General features: G+C 74.2%; 18 protein-coding genes. 15 read left to right on the top strand and 3 right to left on the bottom strand.

What is annotated here, in order from left to right; genetic code table 11:
- Nucleotides 1–85: 85 nt before the first annotated feature.
- Genes prfA through IU369_RS13445 form a run of 6 tightly spaced genes read left to right on the top strand, consistent with a single transcriptional unit; the run spans nucleotide 86 to nucleotide 5,278 of the window.
- Nucleotides 86–1,135 (top strand): peptide chain release factor 1, encoded by a 1,050-nt coding sequence (gene prfA, locus IU369_RS13470; RefSeq protein WP_217924373.1) that lies wholly within the window; start codon nucleotides 86–88, stop codon nucleotides 1,133–1,135.
- A complete protein-coding gene (locus IU369_RS13465; protein ID WP_217921497.1) occupies nucleotides 1,132–1,788 on the top strand; it encodes a hypothetical protein in 657 nt (218 codons plus the stop codon). Before prfA ends, IU369_RS13465 begins: the two co-directional genes overlap by 4 nt.
- A gap of 10 nt (nucleotides 1,789–1,798) precedes the next feature.
- On the top strand, nucleotides 1,799–2,647 hold the full coding sequence (gene prmC / locus IU369_RS13460; protein ID WP_217921496.1) for a peptide chain release factor N(5)-glutamine methyltransferase: 849 nt from the start codon (nucleotides 1,799–1,801) through the stop codon (nucleotides 2,645–2,647).
- Nucleotides 2,644–3,264 (top strand): L-threonylcarbamoyladenylate synthase, encoded by a 621-nt coding sequence (locus IU369_RS13455; protein ID WP_217921495.1) that lies wholly within the window; start codon nucleotides 2,644–2,646, stop codon nucleotides 3,262–3,264. Before prmC ends, IU369_RS13455 begins: the two co-directional genes overlap by 4 nt.
- A 56-nt stretch (nucleotides 3,265–3,320) precedes the next feature.
- A complete protein-coding gene (locus tag IU369_RS13450; RefSeq protein WP_217924372.1) occupies nucleotides 3,321–4,601 on the top strand; it encodes a serine hydroxymethyltransferase in 1,281 nt (426 codons plus the stop codon).
- A 50-nt stretch (nucleotides 4,602–4,651) separates the two neighbouring features.
- Complete coding sequence (locus tag IU369_RS13445) at nucleotides 4,652–5,278, top strand: helix-turn-helix domain-containing protein (RefSeq protein ID WP_217921494.1); 627 nt, start codon at nucleotides 4,652–4,654, stop codon at nucleotides 5,276–5,278.
- Between the two features lie 631 nt (nucleotides 5,279–5,909).
- Here IU369_RS13445 and IU369_RS13440 read toward each other — a convergent pair.
- Together IU369_RS13440 and IU369_RS13435 are read right to left on the bottom strand one after the other, a co-directional pair.
- Nucleotides 5,910–6,476 (bottom strand): dihydrofolate reductase family protein, encoded by a 567-nt coding sequence (locus IU369_RS13440; RefSeq protein ID WP_217921493.1) that lies wholly within the window; start codon nucleotides 6,474–6,476, stop codon nucleotides 5,910–5,912.
- Between the two features lie 4 nt (nucleotides 6,477–6,480).
- The gene (locus IU369_RS13435) at nucleotides 6,481–7,170 is read right to left on the bottom strand and encodes a VIT1/CCC1 transporter family protein (protein WP_217921492.1); all 690 of its coding nucleotides are present in this window, start codon (nucleotides 7,168–7,170) and stop codon (nucleotides 6,481–6,483) included.
- A 51-nt stretch (nucleotides 7,171–7,221) separates the two neighbouring features.
- Between IU369_RS13435 and upp the strand changes: the two genes are divergently transcribed.
- From upp to IU369_RS13420, 3 genes are all read left to right on the top strand, one after another.
- Nucleotides 7,222–7,866 carry a uracil phosphoribosyltransferase gene (gene upp / locus IU369_RS13430; RefSeq protein WP_217921491.1) on the top strand — a complete coding sequence of 215 codons (645 nt, stop codon included), beginning with the start codon at nucleotides 7,222–7,224 and terminating at the stop codon, nucleotides 7,864–7,866.
- Nucleotides 7,863–8,648 (top strand): SDR family NAD(P)-dependent oxidoreductase, encoded by a 786-nt coding sequence (locus IU369_RS13425; protein WP_217921490.1) that lies wholly within the window; start codon nucleotides 7,863–7,865, stop codon nucleotides 8,646–8,648. The genes upp and IU369_RS13425 overlap by 4 nt, the downstream gene beginning before the upstream one ends.
- 94 nt (nucleotides 8,649–8,742) lie before the next feature.
- On the top strand, nucleotides 8,743–9,870 hold the full coding sequence (locus tag IU369_RS13420; RefSeq protein WP_217921489.1) for a glycosyltransferase family 4 protein: 1,128 nt from the start codon (nucleotides 8,743–8,745) through the stop codon (nucleotides 9,868–9,870).
- Nucleotides 9,871–9,904: 34 nt separating this feature from the next.
- On the opposite strand, the gene IU369_RS13415 is transcribed toward IU369_RS13420, so the two are convergent.
- Complete coding sequence (locus IU369_RS13415; protein WP_217921488.1) at nucleotides 9,905–11,248, bottom strand: hypothetical protein; 1,344 nt, start codon at nucleotides 11,246–11,248, stop codon at nucleotides 9,905–9,907.
- Between the two features lie 341 nt (nucleotides 11,249–11,589).
- On the opposite strand from IU369_RS13415, the gene IU369_RS13410 reads away from it, so the two are divergent.
- Genes IU369_RS13410 through atpA form a run of 6 tightly spaced genes read left to right on the top strand, consistent with a single transcriptional unit; the run spans nucleotide 11,590 to nucleotide 15,900 of the window.
- Nucleotides 11,590–11,967, top strand: a complete 378-nt coding sequence (locus tag IU369_RS13410) for a hypothetical protein (RefSeq protein WP_217921487.1) — start codon at nucleotides 11,590–11,592, stop codon at nucleotides 11,965–11,967.
- Nucleotides 11,964–12,836, top strand: a complete 873-nt coding sequence (gene atpB, locus IU369_RS13405) for a F0F1 ATP synthase subunit A (protein ID WP_217921486.1) — start codon at nucleotides 11,964–11,966, stop codon at nucleotides 12,834–12,836. The genes IU369_RS13410 and atpB overlap by 4 nt, the downstream gene beginning before the upstream one ends.
- 22 nt (nucleotides 12,837–12,858) lie before the next feature.
- Entirely contained in the window at nucleotides 12,859–13,098 is a 240-nt protein-coding gene (gene atpE / locus IU369_RS13400) for an ATP synthase F0 subunit C (RefSeq protein ID WP_217915275.1), read from the top strand.
- A gap of 12 nt (nucleotides 13,099–13,110) precedes the next feature.
- The gene (gene atpF / locus IU369_RS13395; RefSeq protein ID WP_217921485.1) at nucleotides 13,111–13,707 is read left to right on the top strand and encodes a F0F1 ATP synthase subunit B; all 597 of its coding nucleotides are present in this window, start codon (nucleotides 13,111–13,113) and stop codon (nucleotides 13,705–13,707) included.
- Nucleotides 13,704–14,267 (top strand): ATP synthase F1 subunit delta, encoded by a 564-nt coding sequence (gene atpH, locus IU369_RS13390; protein WP_217921484.1) that lies wholly within the window; start codon nucleotides 13,704–13,706, stop codon nucleotides 14,265–14,267. Before atpF ends, atpH begins: the two co-directional genes overlap by 4 nt.
- Before the next feature lie 52 nt (nucleotides 14,268–14,319).
- The gene (atpA, locus tag IU369_RS13385) at nucleotides 14,320–15,900 is read left to right on the top strand and encodes a F0F1 ATP synthase subunit alpha (RefSeq protein WP_217921483.1); all 1,581 of its coding nucleotides are present in this window, start codon (nucleotides 14,320–14,322) and stop codon (nucleotides 15,898–15,900) included.
- The last annotated feature ends 6 nt before the right edge of the window (nucleotides 15,901–15,906 follow it).

The following is a 15,906-nucleotide window of genomic DNA, read 5'->3' as shown; positions in this document are numbered from 1 at the left end:
CTAGCGTCCCCCCGGCAGGGGGTCCGTCCGCGGGGCTGAGGGGGTCGGGGTGAGCACGGACACGCGCTCGCTCGTCGAGCAGATCATGAGGACGCGCCAGGAGCTCTCCGAGGCCCTGGGCGACCCCGACCTGTCCTCGGACCGCGGGCGGTACGCCGCCGTCAACAAGCAGTGGTCCGACCTGTCGGAGGCCTTCGACCTGGCCGACGCCTGGCGGGACGCGACGGCGCGCGCCGCCGAGGCCGAGGAGATGCTGGCCGAGGACGACGACGCCGACGTGCGCACGATGCGCGACGAGGCCGCGGCGGAGGCCGAGGCCCTCGGCCCGCGCATCCGCGAGGCGATGATCGAGCCCGACCCCGACGACGACCGGGACACGCTGGTCGAGATCCGCGCCGCCGCCGGCGGGGAGGAGGCCGCGCTCTTCGCGCGCGACCTCGTCGACGTCTACACGCGGTACGCCGAGTCGCACGGCCTGCGCGTCGAGCTCATGTCCGCCGCCGAGGCCGACGCCGGCGGCGTCCGCGAGGCGACGATCGCCGTGAAGGGCCGCGGCGCGTTCGCGCGCTTCAAGCACGAGGCCGGCGTGCACCGCGTGCAGCGGGTCCCCGCCACCGAGAGCCAGGGCCGCATCCACACCTCCACGGCGACGGTGGCGGTCCTCCCGGAGGTCGAGGACGTCGACGTCACGATCGACCGCAACGACGTGAAGCGCGACGTCTACCGCTCGAGCGGCCCCGGCGGCCAGAGCGTCAACACGACCGACTCGGCCGTCCGCCTCACCCACCTGCCGACGGGCATCGTGGTGTCGATGCAGGACGAGAAGAGCCAGCTCCAGAACTTCGAGCGCGCGATGCGCGTGCTCCGCGCACGCCTCTACGAGCGGGCCCGGGCGGAGCGCGAGGCGGAGATGTCGGTCGCGCGGAAGTCGAGCATCGGGTCGGGCGACCGCTCCGAGAAGGTCCGCACGTACAACTACCCCCAGAACCGCGTGACCGACCACCGCGTCGGCGTGACGGTGCCGCTGCGCGAGCAGGTGCTGGTGGGCAACCTGACGAGCCTCACGGAGGCGCTGTCGGCCGATGAGCGCCGCCGCCGCCTGGAGGAGCAGACCGACGGAGGAGGAGCGGCGTGACCCCGAACCCGGATCTCCTGCGCATCGAGTTCCTCGGACTGACGGTGCGCCACGACGAGGTCGCGCTCCCCCGCGAGGACCTCGCGATCTTCTTCGCCTCGGTGAGCGACCGGTACGGCCTGTCGCGCCTCGAGTACCATTCGGACCCGGGGGCGACGTTCTCGGGCTCCGACGGCGCGGAGTTCGTCCTCCGCCCGAGCCAGATGGCCTCGTGCGGCGTGACGGGCCTCGGGTACCGCGAGGGGCTGGAGCGCGTCGTCGGCCTGGTGGGGGAGGCCGTCGAGCGGTACGGGATCGGCGAGATGTGGGTGGAGGACATCACCCTCGTCGCCGTGTGGGACGTCGAGGACCCCGACGCGGCCCGCAGTCTGCTCGTCGAGGACGTCCTGCAGATCGACGAGGACCGCCTGGAGCTGCTGGAGGGCGAGGAGGTCACCCTCGGCCTGCGCATCTGGCGCCGCGCGGGCGAGTCGTCGCTGGAGTGCGCGATCGAGCCGATGCACGCCGAGCCGTCGAAGGTCTACATCCGGCTCGTCCAGACCCTCGGCGACGTGACGCCCGACGCGACCGCCCTGCGCGAGGCCGCCGACGCGGTCCACGATTTCCTGGTGGGTCCGCTGCGGGCGTTCATGATGGCCCGCAGCCGCCGCTGACCGGGGGCGGGTGAGCGACCAGATCACCATCGGCGAGGTGCTGCGCCGCAGCACCGCCTACCTCACCGAGCGCGGGTCGCCGTCCGCGCGCCTCGACGCCGACCTGCTGCTGGCGCACGCCCTCGGCGTCGACCGTCTGCGGCTCTACACCGACTCGGAGCGTCCGCTGACGCCGCCCGAGCTGGCGCTCGCCCGCGAGCTGCTCGCCCGCCGCGGACGCCGTGAGCCGATGGCCTACGTGACCGGGGAGCGGGCGTTCCGGCGTCTGCTCCTCGGCGTCGGCCCCGAGGTGCTCGTGCCGCGCCCCGAGACCGAGATCCTCGTCGAGTGGGCGCTCGACGTCGTGCCCGCCGGGGGCACGGTGCTCGACTGGGGCACCGGCAGCGGCGCGGTGGCGCTGGCGCTCGCCGACGAGGGCGAGAACCTGCGGGTGACGGCGCTCGACCGGTCCCCCGAGGCGCTGGCGCGGGCCCGCGACAACGGCGGGCGGGTGCCGGCGGCGGACGGCCTGGAGTGGCTCCTCTCCGACGGCTTCTCGGCGGTGGCGGCGCGGCGCTTCGACGTGATCGCCGCGAACCCGCCGTACCTCTCCGACGCCGACCTCGCCGCCGCCCCGCCGGAGCTCGCGTGGGAGCCGGCGGGCGCGCTCGTGTCGGGGCCGACGGGCCTGGAGGCCGTGGAGGCGATCGCGGCGGCGGCCCCCGCCCACCTCGAGCCGGGCGGCTGGCTGCTGGTGGAGATCGGCGCGGGGCAGGCGGAGGCGGCGGCCGCGGCGCTGACCGCCGCGGGCCTGCGCGACGTCGGCTCCCGCGAGGACCTGGCGGGCGTGGCGCGGGTCGTCGGGGGGCGCGCGCCGTGAGCGCCGGGCGGCTGCGCGACGCCCTCCGCGCCGGCGGTGTGGCCGTGGTCCCGACGGACACGGTGTACGGGCTGGCGGCGGCGCTCGACGTGCCGGCGGGGATCGATGCGCTCTACGCCCTGAAGGGCAGGCCGCGGTCGCAGCCGTGCCAGGTGCTCCTCTACGCGCCCGCCCTGCTCGACGCCGCCCTCGCGGGGCTCGCCGGGCCGGTGGAGGCAGCGGCGCGGGCGCTCCTCCCGGGGCCGGCGACGTGCCTCGTGCCCGACCCGGCGGGGCGCTTCGCGGCCGCCGCGGGCGACGCCCCCGGCGCCGTCGGGCTGCGGGCCCCCGTCGTCGGCGCCGACCTCGCCGCCCTCGACCTCCCCCTGGTCGCGACGAGCGCGAACCACCCCGGCGGGCGGGACCCCGCGCGGGTGGAGGACGTGCCCGCCGACCTCCGTGCGGGCGCGGCGGTGGAGGTGGACGCGGGGACGTTGCCGGGCACCGCGTCGGCGGTGGTCGACCTGCGTCCGCTGCCGGGCGGCGGGGACGCCGTCCTGATCCGGCCGGGGCCCGATCCGGACGGCGTCGTCCGGGCGCTCGCGGCGGTCGGCGTGGGGGTCGTCCGTCCGCGGTGACGGTGTACCCTCGGGGTCGATCCGACACGAGCCTGGGGGCCCGCCGAGTGAGCTTCATCGACGAGGACAGCTACCTCTCGCAGGACGTCGCCGACGTCGACCCGGCGATCGCGCGCCTGCTGCGTGCGGAGGCCGACCGGCAGGGCGAGACCCTGGAGATGATCGCGAGCGAGAACTTCACGAGCCACGCCGTGCTGCAGGCGGTGGGGTCGGTGCTCACGAACAAGTACGCGGAGGGCCTCCCCGGGCACCGGTACTACGGCGGCTGCGAGGTGGTGGACGAGGTCGAGACCCTCGCCATCGAGCGGGCGCTGGAGCTGTTCGGCGCCGACCACGTGAACGTGCAGCCCCACTCGGGGGCGACGGCGAACGAGGCGGCCTACTTCGCGGTGCTGAAGCCCGGTGACCGCGTGCTGGGGATGTCGCTGTCGCACGGCGGTCACCTGTCGCACGGCCTGAAGGTCAACTTCTCGGGCCGGCTCTACGAGTTCCACCACTACGGGGTCCGCCGCTCGGACTGCCGGATCGACATGGACCAGGTGCGCGACATGGCGCGCGACCTGCGGCCCGCCCTGATCGTCGCGGGTGCGTCGGCGTACCCGCGGATCATCGACTTCCCCGCGTTCCGCGAGATTGCGGACGAGGTCGGCGCGTTGCTGATGGTGGACATGGCGCACATCGCCGGGCTGGTCGCCGCCGGCGTGCACCCGACGCCGGTCGGCATCGCGGACATCGTGACGACGACGATCCACAAGACGCTCGGCGGCCCGCGCGGCGGGATGGTCATGTGCACCGCCGAGCTGGCGTCGAAGATCGACAAGGCCGTGTTCCCGGGCCTGCAGGGCGGTCCCCTGATGCACGTGATCGCGGGTAAGGCCGTCGCCCTCGGCCACGCCCTCACCCCGGAGTTCCGGGCGCGCCAGCAGGCGGTGGTCGACAACTGCCGCACCCTCGCGGACGGCCTCCTCGCCGGTGGCGTGAACCTGGTCAGCGGCGGCACCGACAACCACCTGGTCCTCGTCGACCTGTCCGACACGGAGCTGACGGGCAAGGACGCGGAGGTCCGCCTCGACCACGCGGGGATCACGGTCAACAAGAACGGCGTCCCGTTCGACGAGCGGCCGCCGACGGTGACGTCGGGGCTGCGGATCGGCACCGCCGCCCTCACGACCCGGGGTCTGCGGGAGCCGGAGATGACGGAGATCGCGTCGATCATCTCTGCCGCCCTGCAGCCGTCGGCGTCGGAGGCCGACCTCGAGGTGCTCCGCGGCCGTTCCCGCGCGATCGGCGACCGGTTCCCGCTGTATCCCCGCCTGCACGCGGGCACGCCCGTCTGAGCGGAGCCGCCTTCCGGGAGCTCCCGGCCCCGCCGTCCCTCGCCCCGTGGGTGGCGTGCGCCTGGGAGCTCACCGCGGGTGACGAGCGGGTCCACCGGGTGCTGCCGGACGGCTGCATCGACGTGGTGTGGCGTGACCGGGAGGGGCTGCAGGTCGCGGGGCCGAGCACGGCGGCGTTCACCGCGCGGGTGACGCCGGGGGACGTGGTGTGCGGTGTGCGCCTCCGGACGGGTGCGGCTCCCGCGCTCCTCGGCGTCCCCGCCCCCGCCCTCGTCGACGCGCACGTCCCCGCGGCCCTCGTCTGGGGTGACGACGCCCGGCGGCTGGAGGAGTCCCTCGCGGCGTGGACGCCGGGCGGCGGCGGGGGGAGGGGGGAGGGTGACGGGCGGGTGCGGCCGATGCTGGACTGGCTCGCGGGGCGGGTGCGTCCCGTCGGCCCCCCGGATCCCCTCGCCGTCGCCGTCGCGGACGCCCTGCGCGGCGACCCGGGTCTCGCGGTCCCCGTCCTCGCGCGGCGGACGGCGATCGGGGAACGGCAGCTGAGGAGGAGGGTGACGGCCGCGGTCGGCTTCGGCCCGAAGCGCCTCGGCCGCGTCCTGCGGCTGCAACGCGTCCTCGCCCTCCGGGCGGAACGCCCCGTCCCCGCCTGGGCCGACGTCGCCCACCGCGCCGGCTAAGCCGACCAGGCCCACCTCGCGGAGGACGTCCGCTCCCTCACCGGGGTCAGCCCCACCGCCCTCCCGAGGGGCTGACCCCCACACTCCGGGGGCCGTTCGCGTCGGGGGCGGCCCCGGGGTCCACGTGGCGGTGCCGTCGAGGTCCATTTGGCCGCGACGCCGAGGTCCATTTGGACTCGACCCCGAGGTCCACTTGGACGCGACCCCGAGGTCCACTTGGCCGTCTTGCCGAGGCCCAACTCCACAGCGTGGCCAGGCGGTCAGTGTTGCCGCGACGCCGTGGTCCATTTGGCCGCGACGCCGTGGTCCACTTGGCCGCGACGCCGAGGTCCATTTGGCCGCGGCGGTGGTCCACTTGGCCGTGACTTCGAGGTCCACTTGGCCGCGACCCCGAGGTCCATTTCGCCCAGGCGGCCACTCGGGCCGCACGGGAGCGGTGCCGGCGCGGTTCCCTGAGGGGTTCGATGGGTCGAGCCCCCTCGGCCACTCCGAGGTCCACTTGGCCGTGACCCCGAGGTCCACTTGGCCATTACCCGAGGTCCACTTGGCCGCGCACCCGAGGCCCATTCGGCCACGACCCCGGGGTCCACTTGGCGCAACCCCACGGCCCGCCTGCGCCGTACGTGGTCGCTCAGCCCGGGGGGTCGTCGCGGATGCGGCGGTAGCGCTCGAGGACCACCCGCCCGTCGAACGTCCGCGTCTCGACCAGGTCGAGGGGGATGCCGCGGGGGAGCGGGGGGAGGTGCGGCGTGCCGCCTCCGACGACGACGGGGTGGCGGAACACCCGCAGCTCGTCGACGAGGCCCTGCTCGACCGCCTGTGCCGCCAGTCCCGCGCCGCCGATCGCGACGTCGCGGTCGGTCGCGGCGAGCGCCGCGGCGACCTCCTCCGCCACCGACCCCTCCGCGAGACGCGCGTTCCCCTCGACCCCGTCGAGGGTGCGGCTGAACACGACCTTCGGGAGCGCGCACCACACGTCGGCGAACGCGGCCTCCGCCTCCGTGCCGCGCAGGGACGGGTCGGTCTCCCACACGCGCATCGTCTCGTGGAGCCGCCGGCCGAGGAGGTACGCGCCGAGGGCGCCCACCTGCGCCAGGTGGAAGCGGAACAGCTCGTCGATCGGGTCCGTCCACGCGAAGCCGCCGTCGCGGTCGGCGATGAAGCCGTCCACCGACACGCCGATCGGGTAGATCAGCACGGCTTCACACCGCCGTCCCGACCAGCGCCCCGATCAGGGACGTGAGGCCCATCGCCACCGCACCCCACATCGCCACGCGCGCCGCCGCGCGGACCAGAGGGGCGCCGCCCAGCCGGGCGCCGACCGCGCCGAGGGCCGCCAGCGAGCCGAGCGTCACCACCACCGTCCCCGGGATCCGCGCCGCGCCCGGCAGGACGAGGATCGCGACGAGGGGGATCGCGGCGCCGAGAGTGAACGACACCGCCGACGACCACGCGGCCTGGAACGGCCGCGCCATGCGGTCCTCCTCGATGCCGAGCTCGTCGCGGGCGTGCACCTTCAGCGCATCGCCCGCGGTCAGCTCCACCGCCACCCTCCGCGCCAGCTCCGGCCCGAGGCCCCGGGCCCGGTAGATCGCCGCGAGCTCCTCCAGCTCACCCTCCGGATCCGTCGCCAGCTCGCGCCGCTCCAGGGCGAGGTCGGCCGCCTCCGTGTCGCGCTGGGAGCTGACGGAGACGTACTCGCCCGCCGCCATGGACAGGGCCCCCGCCACCAGGCCCGCGACGCCCGCCGTCGCGATCGCGCCCACCGACGCGTCGGCCGCCGCGACACCCAGCACCAGGCCGGCGGTCGACAGGATCCCGTCGTTCGCCCCGAGGACCGCCGCGCGCAGCCATCCCCCGCGGTGGCTGAGGTGGCGTTCGCCGAGGAGCACGTCGCCAGCGTACCGCCGGGGTCGCCCGGCGCGCTCGGATACGCTGCCGGTGTGCCCGCCCGTCCCGTCGCCGTCGTCGAGGGTGCCCTCGCCGGCCACCACCTCGCCCGCCTGCGCGACGTGTCGACCACCCCCGACGGCTTCCGCCGCGCCGCGCACGCCCTCTCCACCCTCGTCCTCGCCACGGCCCTCGCCGACCTCGAGACGCGGCAGGGGACGGTGACCACGCCGATCGCCCCCGCGGCCACCACCGTGCCGGCCCGCCGCGTCACCGTCGTCCCCATCCTCCGCGCCGGCCTCGTGATGCTGCAGCCCGCCCTCGAGCTGCTGCCGGAGGACACCAGGGTCGGCTTCATCGGCATGGCCCGCGACGAGCGGACCGCCCAGGCGCGCGCCTACCTCGACAGCCTCCCGCACGACCTCGAGGACGACGAGGTCGTGATGCTCGACGTGATGATCGCGACCGGAGGGTCGAGCGCCGCCGCCCTCGCGAGCCTCCGCGCCGCCGGTGCCCGGAACCTGCGGATGGCCGGCCTGATCGCCGCCCCCGAGGGGCTCGCCGTCGTCGCCGCCGCCGACCCCGACGTCGCCGTCACCGTCGCCGTCATCGACGAGCGCCTCGACGAGCGCGCGTTCATCGTCCCCGGCCTCGGCGACGCCGGCGACCGCCTCTACGCCGAACCCGGGGGTCGGTGAGCCGCGGCCTCGCGGTCGTGACCGGGGCCTCCTCGGGCCTCGGGCACGCCTACGCGCGGAGCCTCGCATCCCGCGGACACCCGCTCCTCGTCGTGGCGCGGCGCGCCGACCGCCTGCGGGAGCTCGCCGACGAGGTCGCCGCGCTCCACGGCACCCCGACCACGACGGTGGTCGCCGACCTCGCCACCCCCGAGGGCCTCGCCGCGACACGCGACGCCATCGACGCGTGGGGGGCGGCCCCCGAGGTCGTCGTCCTCAACGCCGGGTACGGCTCCCGGGGACGGACGTGGGAGCTCGACCGCGACCGCGAGTCCGGCATGGTGCGCCTCAACTGCGTCGCGGTCGTCGACCTCGGCGTCCACGTCCTCCCCGCGATGGTCGCCGCCCGGCGTGGGGCGCTCGTCGTCGTCAGCTCCGCCGCGGCATGGCAGCCGGTGCCGTTCATGGCGACGTACGCCGCGACCAAGGCGTTCGAGCTGCACTGGACGGAGGCCGTCGCGGAGGAGCTGCGCGGCACCGGGGTCCGGGCCCTCGCCGTGTGCCCCGGCCCGACCCGCACCGAGTTCACGCTGTCGGGGGGCGGGTCGTCGACCTACCCCGGCATCCCGTTCGACGACGTCGACCTCGTCGTGCGGGCCACGTGGCGCGCCCTCGCCGCCGGCCGCCGGCGGGCGCCGACCGGGGTCGTGGCGCGCGGGTCGATGCTCGCCTCCCGCCTGCTCCCGCGGGGGCTCGTGCTGCGCGCCGCGGCCCTCACGCACCGCGAGCGCGACCATGCCTGACGCCCCCCCGGGCCGCCGGGTCCGGCCGGCCCGTTGAAGGGCTCGGGCCACCCGACCTAGAATCCCCCAGGGCCCTCACCGGCCCGACCCCCCCGTGACGACGACCCTCATCCCCATCCTCAGCGCCATCGTCGCGGCCCTCGTCGTCCTCGCCGTCACGCCCTTGGCGATGCGGCTGGCACGCGCCGTCGGGGCCCTCGACCACCCCTCGGACCGCCGGATCCACCGCGAACCGACCCCCCGCCTCGGCGGGCTCGCCATCCTCGCGGGCTTCCTGGTCCCGGTGCTCTTCTTCCTGCCGGACGACCCCGCCGCACGCGCCCTCGTCGTCGGCGCCGTGCTCATCACCATGCTCGGCGCGATCGACGACGTCTGGGGGCTGTCGCCGGCGGTGAAGTTCGCCGGGCAGGCGGCGTGCGCCGCGATCCCCGTCGCCGCGGGCCTGACGATCGACCACATCACCCTCCCGGTCATCGGGGTGGGCGACCTCGGCGTCGCCCAGTACCCGCTGACGATCCTCTGGTTCGTGGCGCTCGTGAACATGATCAACTTCACCGACGGCATGGACGGCCTCGCGTCCGGCATCACCGGCCTCGGGGCGACGACGTTCGCGATCCTCGCCGCGTCGCTCGGCCGCGCCGACCCGGCCATCATGGCCGCCGCCCTCGCCGGCGCCTGCGCGGCCTTCCTCGTCTACAACTTCCACCCCGCCAAGGTGTTCATGGGCGACGCCGGCTCGATGCTCCTCGGCTTCGTCATCGCCGGGGTCGCCGTCAGCGGGGTCATGAAGAGCGCCGCCGCGATCGCCGTGGTCGCGCCGCTGATCATCCTGGCGATCCCGATCCTCGACACGTCGTTCGTGATCCTGAAGCGGCTCAAGTACGGCCTGCCGGTCTACAACGCCGACCGCAGCCACTTCCACCACCGGTTCTTCACGATCGGGTGGAGCCAGCGCAAGACCGTGCTCGCCCTCTACGCGTGGTGCGCACTGATGGGCGCCGCCGCGATCACCCTGCGGTTCGTGTCGTACCGCGACCCCGACGGCAGCCTCGACCTGGGGGGCACCCTCGTGCTGGGCGCGACCGCCCTCGTCGCGATCGCCGCCTCGGTCTACCTCGTCTACGTCCTCGAGATCCTCAAGTGGCGCAGCACTCCGGTCGTCACGCTCGTCCGCCAGAGCCGCTTCACGCGCGCCGGGCGGCGGGAGATGGTCGGCCGCTGACGCCGCGCGCCGGGTCCGCGGACCCGGCGGGTGCTCAGGAGGGCGGGGCGATCACCTGGGCGAGGGGGTCGCCGGGAGCACCGCCGGCCGGCGCGATCGGGACCGTGACCGACCACGCGCCGGGCGCCGCGACCGCGCGGGGCGGCAGCACCGTCGCCCCCACGCGCCGGAGCGGCCCGAGCAGGTCGGCGGAGACGCCCGTGCGGGCCCGCGCCATGCGGTCGGCGATCGGGGCCGTCAGCACGAGCACGGCGGTCACGGGACCGGGCGCCGACGGCACGAACGAGAACCGCGCGGCCCCGTCGCCGTCGACGGAGGCGGCCGTCACCGTGCCGGGCGCGGTCAGGCGGACGTAGGCGGCCTTCGAGCCCCAGACGTCCTCGGGGGCCAGCCCGGAGGCCGCGGCCAGGCCGAACGGGTCGGAGCCGACCTGCACCGTCAGCTGCGCCGGCTCGCCCGCGACGAGCGGGGGGATCCCGAGGGGCGCGATCTCGAGGCCGGGGCGCGTCGCGGCCGCCTCGAGCGCCGCCGCGCCGGCGTCGGGGACGACGGGGCCGGTCAGGCAGGCGGCGGGGCCGTCCGCGCCGGGGGCGGGCATCGCCCGCCGGAACTCGGCGACGAAGGCCGTCATCGCGGCGCCGAGGCGCTGGGCCCCGGGGCCGTTGCCGAGGACGGGGCACGCCGCGCCGGTGCGGGCCGCCCGCCACGCGGCGGCCTGGTCCCCGGCGAGCACCACGTGGACGCGCGAGCCCGACGAGCCCGTCGCGGCGAGCAGGCGGGCCATCTCGGCCGGCCAGGTCTGCCACTGGGCGCCCGTCCACGCGCCGGAGGAGGGGGACGTCCGCAGCCAGACGCCGCCGGCGCGGGCCATCGCCAGGCGGGCGCCCGCCCAGTCGGCGCCGGTGAGCAGGTCGCCGGCCGCGGGGACGTACACGTGGACGCGGCGCGCGCGGGACTCCTCGATCGCGTCGGACGTCGCCTCGTCGGCGAGGATCGCGAGGGCGGCCGCCAGGTTGTCGCCGTTGCGGCCGCGGAAGGCCGGGCCGAGCTCGTCGATGATCGTGCGCTGCGACCCCGCGCCCTTGATCGCCGCGCGGATGTAGGCCGCCATCCGCGACGGCGTGCGGCCGACGAGGTCGTCCGCCGGCAGGCGCACGACGCGCTGGCGGGCGCCCAGGACGGGCGGCTTCGTGTTGACCTGGAGGATCCCGTCGGCGGCGCCGAGGCCCGGCGACCCGTCGGGCTGCGGCTGGACGGCCCGGGCGATCGCCTCGGGGTCGTCGTCGAGGATGCTGACGCGCGCGGTGGCGGTCGACGCGGTCGCGAGGCCGACGGCCCCCGCGAGCGCGCACAGGCCGAGAGCACGGAGAGGCCGCATGGCGGCGATCCTTGCGTCGATCCCGGGGCGGGGCAACTGGACGAAAGGGTGGGGCGCGCGGGGGAGGGGGCTCCGGGGCATCGTCCCGCTGATTTCGTCGATCACGCCGGTTGTCCTTGGAATGGGCCGTTCCCGGCCTGACAAGCGTCCCGGGGCCGCCCCACCACCTCCCCGGCGGGTGCGCGCCGGGTATAGTGGTCCGGCTCGTCGGCCGACGCTGTGCGCCGTCGACGTGCTGTGTCCCGGATCCGCTCGGAGGACCCTGAATCACACCGCAGCACCCCTCTCTGCCCGACGCACCGCAGGTCGCCTCCGACGAGGACAGCGTGTACCCGCCCCCCATGGCGAAGGCCCTCCTCTCGGGGATCGGCATCATCGTCGGGGTGCTCACGCTGCCGATCGTCCTGGTGGCCGGGGGTGACTGGTCCGGCTGGTTCATCGGGTTCCTGCTCTGGTGCGTCAACTGGGGCATCTCCATCACGACCGCCAAGTGGTCGTTCGGCCTCTCGGCCACGGCCGCCGTCGGCATGTCCGGCGTGTCCTTCATCGCACGGGCCTGGTTGACGGCGCTCGTGCTGTTCGTCATCGCGCTTCGTTACTCGGAGGAGGCCGGACTGATCGCCGCGGGTGTGTTCATCACGTGCTTCACGTTCGATCTCCTCGGCCGCACCGCGCTCTACGCGCAGCGTTCCCGCGTGCCCAAGGGCGCGCCGCAGTGACCGCCGCATCGAGGGTCCGCATCGCGGCCGTCGCCGCGCTCACGACGCTGCTCGCGCTCCCCGCCGCCGGCATGGCGGCCGGGGCGGAGTTCGATCCGTCCGAGGAGTTCAAGCTCGACCCCTGGGTGTCGATCGAGCTCGGCCCGCTCGACCTGTCGATCAACAAGGCCGTCTTCTACCTGTTCCTCGCGAGCGTCATCTGCATCGCGATGGGCCTGGTGATCCGCGGCGGCCTCAAGATGAAGCCGACCAAGTCCCAGAACATCGTCGAGATGGCCTACGAGTTCGCCGAGAAGCAGATCGCCCGGCCGACGCTCACGACCTCGGTGTACAACCGCTACTTCCCGTACATCGCCACGCTGTTCCTGTTCATCCTGGTCAGCAACCTGGTGAGCTTCATCCCGCTACCGGTCAGCCACGCCAGCTGGATCGGGCCGATCCCCGACTTCGCCCTCTACGCGGCCACCGCGAACATCAACGTCACGCTGGCGCTGACCGTGGTGACCTTCCTCGTCTACAACTACGAGGGGGTCCGGGCGCACGGGGTGCTCGGGTACCTGAAGACGCTCGTCCCGGACGCCCCCAAGGCGATCCAGCCGATCATCTTCGGCATCGAGGTGCTCTCGCAGATCCTCCGTCTCGTGAGCCTCTCCGTGCGACTGTTCGCCAACCTGCTCGCCGGCCACCTGCTCATCATCATGGCCGCCGGCTTCATGGTCCTGCTGGGGAACTTCTTCGGGCTCATCGCCCTCCCCGTCGGGGTGTTCTTCTGGGTCTTCGAGTGGCTGCTGGTCGCCGGCCTCCAGGCCTTCATCTTCGCGATGCTCAGCGGCATCTACATCGGCTTCGCCGTCGAGTCATCGCACTGACAATCCAAAGGAGAGACATCTGATGGAAGGCAACATCGAGGATGCGGCAAAGGTCCTGGCGCTCGGCCTGGCCACCGCGTTCGGCGCCATCGGCCCGGGCATCGGCGTGGGCTACCTCATGGGCAAGACCGTCGAGGCCGTCGGCCGCCAGCCGGAGCTGCGCGGCGAGCTGACCTCGCTCATGTTCCTCGGCCTCGCCCTCACGGAGGCCATCGTGTTCTACGCGCTGCTGATGGGCTTCGTCGCCTTCTTCATCGGCTAGATCGGGGAACCGATGGGCAATCTCCTCACCTACCTGAACGCGTTGCCACTCCAGGCCGAACCGGTCAGCGAGGAGAGCGACAACCCGCTCCTCCAGATCAGCCCGGGGCTGATGGTGTGGACCCTCGTGATGTTCGGGATCACGCTGTTCATCATGAAGAAGTACGTCTTCGGCCCGGTCGGCGAACTGATCGAGAAGCGGCGCCGCGACATCGCCGAGAGCATCGAGGAGGCGGAGCGCGGCCGGAACGAGGCCACCGCCCTCCTGGAGGAGTACAAGTCGAAGCTGATCGAGGCCCGCAAGGAGGCGGACTCGCTGCGCGACCAGGGTCGCAAGGAGGGTGAGTCGCAGCGTGCCGAGCTCGTCGCCCAGGGTCAGATCCAGCGGGAGCGCGTCCTCGCGGACGCGGGCTCGCAGATCGACGCCCAGGCGCGTCAGGCCGCTAGCGGCCTGCGCGACGAGGTGGTCGACATCGCCCTGCTCGCCGCCGAGAAGGTGTCGCGCAAGAGCCTCGACGACGCCGACCACCGGCGCCTCATCGAGGAGGCGATCGCCGAGGCCGACCTGAGCGGCGTCGCGACCGCCAACGGGGGCTCGAGCACCTCGTGAGCGTCGAGGCCACATACGCCGAGGCGCTCTACGAGGCGGCCCTCGACTCGTCGGCCGTCACCCCGGTCGCCGAGGACATCGCGTCCTTCGCGGCCGCCCTCGAGGGATCGGCGGAGCTCCGCGCGGCGCTCACCGACCCCGAGGTCAACGCGGCCCACCGCAAGGCCGTGGTCGAGGGGGTGGCCGAGGGCGCGCACCCGCTCGTCCTGAACTTCCTCCGCGTGCTCGCCGACCGGGGTCGCCTCCACGACCTCCCGGCGATCGCCGGCGCGTTCTCCGACCGGGTCTCCCGGGCGGAGAACCGGATCGACGTCGAGGCCGTCACGGCCGTGCCGCTGCCGGCCGACCTGCGCGAGCGGATCGTCGAGCAGATCCGCGCGAAGACCGGCGCCGAGGTCCGCATGACCGAGACGGTCGACCCCGACATCGTCGGCGGCCTCGTGCTGCGGGTCGGCGACTCGGTGGTGGACGGCTCGGTGCGGCACCGCCTCGACGAGCTGCGGCACTCGATGCGGCGCGCCCACGTGGACGCCGTCGACTCCTCCGCCGCCACCGCCTGACGCCCGACCCCACGACTTCCCGACCTGAGCAGAGAAAGGTGACGCCTTCCAGATGAAGCTGCGACCCGATGAGATCACCAAGGTCCTGCGGGACCAGATCGAGCAGTACTCGGGGACCGTGGAGGTCGAGGAGGTCGGCACCGTCCTCCAGGTCGGCGACGGCATCGCCCGCGTCCACGGACTCCAGTCCTGCGTCTCGCTCGAGATGCTCGAGCTGCCGCACGGCGTCACCGGCCTCGCGCTGAACCTCGAGGAGGACAACGTCGGCGTCGTGCTCCTCGGCGACGACACCCTCATCAAGGAGGGCGACCAGGTCCGCCGGACGGGCAAGGTCATCCAGGTCCCCGTCGGCGAGGCCCTGCTCGGCCGCGTCGTGGACCCCCTCGGCAACCCGCTCGACGACCGCGGCCCGATCGAGACCGAGCACTACCGCCCGGTCGAGTTCAAGGCGCCGGGCGTCGTTCAGCGCCAGCCCGTCACCGAGCCGCTCCAGACCGGCATCAAGGCCATCGACGCCCTGATCCCGATCGGCCGCGGACAGCGCGAGCTGATCATCGGCGACCGTGGCACCGGCAAGACCACCATCGCGGTCGACACGATCATCAACCAGACCGGCCAGGGCGTCCGCTGCTTCTACGTCGCCATCGGCCAGAAGGCGTCCACGGTCGCCACCGTCGTCGCGCGGCTCCGCGCCGCCGGCGCGATGGAGTACACGACGGTCGTCGCCGCCACCGCCTCGCAGTCGGCGTCGCTGAAGTACCTGGCGCCGTACTCGGCCGCGGCCATGGGCGAGTACTTCCTGTACGGCGGCGAGCACGCCCTCTGCATCTACGACGACCTCTCCAAGCAGGCCGACGCCTACCGCCAGATGTCGCTGCTGCTCCGGCGCCCGCCGGGCCGCGAGGCGTTCCCCGGCGACGTGTTCTACCTCCACTCCCGCCTCCTGGAGCGCGCCTGCAAGCTCAACGACGAGCTCGGCGGCGGCTCCCTCACGGCGCTCCCGATCATCGAGACGCAGGCCGGCGACGTGTCGGCCTACATCCCGACGAACGTGATCTCGATCACGGACGGGCAGATCTTCCTGGAGAGCAAGCTCTTCTTCTCCGGTGTCCGCCCCGCCCTGAACGTCGGCATCTCGGTCTCCCGCGTCGGTGGCTCCGCCCAGATCCGGGCGATGCGCAAGGTGGCCGGCAAGCTGAAGCTCGAGCTCGCCCAGTACCGCGACCTCGAGGCGTTCGCCCAGTTCGGCTCGGAGCTCGACGCCTCCACCCAGCGCACGCTGGCCCGCGGCGCCCGCTTCGTGGCCACCCTCAACCAGCCGGCGTACGCGCCGTGGCCGGTCGAGGAGCAGGTCGCGGTGCTCTACGCCGCGAACTCGGGCCACCTCGACAAGGTCGAGGTCTCCGACGTCCCCGCCGTGAACGACGCGATCCGCCGCGAGGTGCGCGAGACCGCCCCCGAGGTGCTCGCCGAGATCCGCGACACCCGGGACTTCTCCGACGAGTCGGCGAAGAAGATCGACGCGATCGCCGACCGGATCGTCAACCAGTTCGCCCCGGACATCGACGAGCCCGCGGCGCCCGCCGAGGAGCCCGCCGAGGCCGAGGCCGAGACGGCCCCGACCGCCGCCTAGGCAGGG

The organism is Miltoncostaea oceani (genome assembly GCF_018141545.1).
Classification (GTDB): Bacteria; Actinomycetota; Thermoleophilia; order Miltoncostaeales; family Miltoncostaeaceae; genus Miltoncostaea; species Miltoncostaea oceani.
The sequence above is the reverse complement of the archived record's forward strand: the minus strand, read 5'-3'. Positions and strand labels throughout refer to the sequence as shown.